The 3,649-nt window shown below is 66.7% G+C and carries 3 protein-coding genes and 2 pseudogenes; all 5 read right to left on the bottom strand.

The features are described 5' to 3' along the window. Positions 1–363, bottom strand: a pseudogene (locus tag B1A87_RS22370) (glycine cleavage system protein T); the annotation flags it as partial. 39 nt (positions 364–402) lie between these two features. Beyond that, positions 403–966: pseudogene (locus B1A87_RS22365) on the bottom strand (glycine dehydrogenase (aminomethyl-transferring)); the annotation flags it as partial. A gap of 6 nt (positions 967–972) precedes the next feature. After that, complete coding sequence (gene glyA, locus B1A87_RS22360) at positions 973–2,307, bottom strand: serine hydroxymethyltransferase (RefSeq protein ID WP_144275951.1); 1,335 nt, start codon at positions 2,305–2,307, stop codon at positions 973–975. Then, entirely contained in the window at positions 2,304–2,687 is a 384-nt protein-coding gene (gene gcvH / locus B1A87_RS22355; RefSeq protein WP_078028487.1) for a glycine cleavage system protein GcvH, read from the bottom strand. Before gcvH ends, glyA begins: the two co-directional genes overlap by 4 nt. 191 nt (positions 2,688–2,878) lie before the next feature. Then, the coding region (locus tag B1A87_RS22350; RefSeq protein WP_144275950.1) for a glycine cleavage T C-terminal barrel domain-containing protein at positions 2,879–3,649 on the bottom strand (771 nt) is incomplete at its 5' end.

The raw sequence follows: 3,649 nt of genomic DNA, 5'->3' as shown, positions 1-3,649 counted from the left end.
GACCACCGCGGCGTTGCCGGCGTTCGGGACCACGAGGTACTTCTCGTCGCCCCGGCGGTAGGAGATCAGGTCGTCGATGATGCCGCCGTCTTCGTGGCAGATCAGCGAGTACTTGGCCTTGCCGACGGCGACCGCTGACAGTTTGCCCGCCAGGGCGTAGTCCAGGAAAGTCGCAGCGTCCGGGCCGGTGACCCAGACTTCACCCATGTGGGAGAGGTCGAACAGGCCGGCGGCGGAGCGCACGGCGTGGTGCTCGGCCAGCTCAGAGCTGTACTTCAAGGGCATCTGCCAGCCGCCGAAGTCGGTGAAGGAGGCGCCGGCCTTCTTGTGCTCTTCGTAAAGCGCGGTGTAGTTCTCAGTCATGCGAAAATCCTTTCAATCCGGTGATTGAGCTGGTCGAAATCAGTTTTCGAATTCGGAAAGCGGCGGGCAGGAGCAGACCAGGTTGCGGTCCCCTGCCGCACCGTCGATGCGGCCCACCGGCGGGAAGTACTTGTCCTGCCTGAGAGCGGGCACGGGGAACGCGGCCTGCTCACGCGGGTACTTGCGGGCCCAGTCGGAGGAGACGACGGCGGCAGCCGTGTGCGGTGCGTTGCGCAGCGGGGAACCCTCCAGGGTGAAGTCCCCGGCGGCGACCTGCTCGATCTCGGCGTGGATGGTGATCATGGCGTCGATGAAACGGTCGATCTCCGCGAGGTCCTCGGACTCGGTGGGCTCCACCATCAGCGTCCCGGCCACGGGGAACGCCAGCGTGGGTGCGTGGAAGCCGAAGTCGATCAGCCGTTTGGCAACGTCCTCGGCCGTGACGCCGGTCCGGGCCGTCAGATCACGCAGGTCAAGGATGCACTCGTGCGCCACCAGTCCGCCTTCGCCGGTGTACAGGACCGGGAAGAACTCGTTCAGCCGGGAGGCGATGTAGTTCGCCGCCAGCAGCGCGGACTTGGTGGCCTCGGTCAGGCCTGCACCTGTCTCTTATACACATCTAGATGTGTATAAGAGACAGGGGTAAAGCGGGTGGGCTTCCGCGAGGGCCTCCACACGTGCGCGCAGACCGGAAAGGTCCGCGCCGGCGTCGGCGATCAGGGCCTCGGCGATGATGTCCGCGACCTCGGCGAAGGCGGCCTCGCCGAACCCGCGGGTGGCCAGGGCCGGGGTGCCGATCCGCAGCCCCGAAGTCACCATCGGCGGACGCGGGTCGAACGGCACGGCGTTGCGGTTGACCGTGATGTCGATTTCCGCGAGCCGGTCCTCGGCCTGCTGCCCGTCCAGTTCACAGTCGCGCAGGTCCACCAGGACCAGGTGCACGTCCGTGCCGCCGGAGATCACGTTAATCCCCTTCGCGGTGACGTCCGGCCGGACCAGGCGCTCGGCCAGGATCCGGGCGCCGGCCAGCACCCGCTCCTGCCGCTCCCGGAACTCCTCAGAGGCGGCGATCTTGAAGGCCACGGCCTTGCCGGCGATGACGTGTTCCAGCGGGCCGCCCTGCTGGCCTGGGAACACCGCCGAGTTGATCTTCTTGGCGATGTCGGCGTCGTTGGAAAGGATGATCCCGCCGCGAGGACCGGCAAGTGTCTTGTGCGTCGTAGACGTGGTGACGTGCGCGTGCGGCACCGGGGACGGGTGCAGCCCGGCGGCGACCAGCCCGGCGAAGTGCGCCATGTCCACCATCAGGTACGCGCCCACGAGGTCGGCGATGCGGCGGAACTCGGCGAAGTCGAGCTGCCGGGCGTAGGCGGACCAGCCGGCCACAATCAGCGCCGGCTTGTGCTCGAGGGCGAGGCGCTCCACTTCGGCCATGTCGATCCGGTGGTCCTCTTCGCGGACCTGGTAGGGGATGACGTTGTAGAGCCGGCCGGAGAAGTTAATCCGCATCCCGTGAGTCAGGTGCCCGCCATGCGCCAGGTTCAGGCCCATGATCGTGTCGCCCGGACGGATCAGCGCGTGCATTACGGAAGCGTTCGCCTGCGCGCCGGAGTGCGGCTGCACGTTCGCGTACTCGGCCCCGAACAGGGCCTTGACGCGGTCGATCGCGAGTTGCTCGATCACGTCAACGTGCTCGCAGCCGCCGTAATACCGCTTCCCGGGGTAGCCCTCGGCGTACTTGTTCGTCAGCACCGAACCCTGCGCCTGCATCACCGCGACCGCGGTGTGGTTCTCCGACGCGATCATCTCCAGCCCGTTGCGCTGCCGGGTCAGTTCGTCGTCGATCTTCGCCGCGATCTCCGGATCCAGCGCGGACAGCTCCGCATCCAGGGACGGGGAAACGACCTGCTCGAAGGCCGCCGTTGCGGCGCCTGCCCCGCTCACAGCTCGCCGCCGTTCGTGGAGGCGTACTCTTCAGCTGACATGAGCGGACCTTCTTCGGTCACGGCGACCTTGAACAGCCAGCCGGCACCGTAGGGATCGCTGTTGATCAGGGCGGGATCAGAAACGACGTCATCGTTGATCTCGACGACCTCGCCCGTCACCGGGGCGTACAGGTCCGAGACGGACTTGGTGGACTCCACCTCGCCGCAGGTCTCCCCCGCCGTCACGGTCGAGCCGACCTCGGGCAGGTCCACATACACAATGTCGCCCAGGGCATCGGCAGCCACGGCCGAGATGCCAATCCCCGCAGGGCCGGCCCCGTCAGCAGCAACCCACTCGTGCTCTGCGGAGTACTTCAGTTCAGCAACTACTTTGCTCATTCCAATTCCTTACTTCTCATCTGTCTAAAAAATCTGTGGTGGGCTTGGGTGCCAGTCGCGGTTTCGGCAAGCTCAACCAGCGGCTGCACCGCCGATCGGGCTTGTCGAGATCCAGGTGGCATCAAGCTCAACCCCCAATGATCGAGCTTGCGGAGACCACCGGTTTCGACAAGCTCATCCAGCGGGGCGGACTACTTTGCGCGCTTGTAGAAAGGCAGTGCGACGACTTCGAACGGCTCCGCCTTGCCGCGGAGGTCAATGTCCAGGGCGGTGCCGGGTTCGGTGAACTCGACGTCGACATAGGCCATCGCGACGGGGTAGCCCAGCGTCGGCGAGGGCTGTCCGGACGTGACTTCGCCAACAACGTTGCCATCCTTCAGGACCGGGTAGTGCCCGCGGCCTGCCCGGCGGCCCAGGCCCTTGAGGCCGACCAGCTTGCGGCCGGTGGTGGAGCCCGCGCCTGCTGCCTTGAGCTCGCTCAGTGCGGCCTTGCCGATGAAGTCCGACTCCTTGGCGAGGGAGACAACCGGGCCGAGCCCTGCGGCGTAGGGGTTGCCTTCGCGGGAGAGCTCGTTGCCGTAGAGCGGCATGCCGGCTTCGAGGCGCAGCGAGTCGCGGCAAGCCAGGCCTGCGGGAATGAGCCCGTGTCCGGCACCGGTTTCCAGCAACGCCTCCCACAGGCCCGCTGCGTCCTCGTTCGGCACGTAGATCTCGAAGCCGTCCTCGCCGGTGTACCCGGTCCGGGCCAGCAGCAGCTCCTGGGTAGTGCCGTTGACGGCGATACCTATCTCGACCGCCGCGTAGTACTTGAGCTCCGTGACCAGCGAGTGCTGCTCGGCCGGGACCAGGGTCAGCAGAATCGCCTCTGCCTTCGGCCCCTGCACGGCGATCAGGGACGTCTCTGCGGAATCGTCCTCCACCGTAACCTCGAAGCCGGCGGCCCTTTCGGCCAGTGCCGCGGC

Origin of the sequence: Arthrobacter sp. KBS0703 (genome assembly GCF_002008315.2) — a bacterium.
In the GTDB taxonomy this organism is placed as follows: Bacteria; Actinomycetota; Actinomycetes; order Actinomycetales; family Micrococcaceae; genus Arthrobacter.
This window is presented reverse-complemented; position numbering and strand designations above follow the sequence as displayed.

Bases quoted from the DNA above. Each gene is read 5' to 3' on its own strand.
- gcvH (WP_078028487.1), bottom strand. From the start codon at position 2,687: ATGAGCAAAGTAGTTGCTGAACTGAAGTACTCCGCAGAGCACGAGTGG.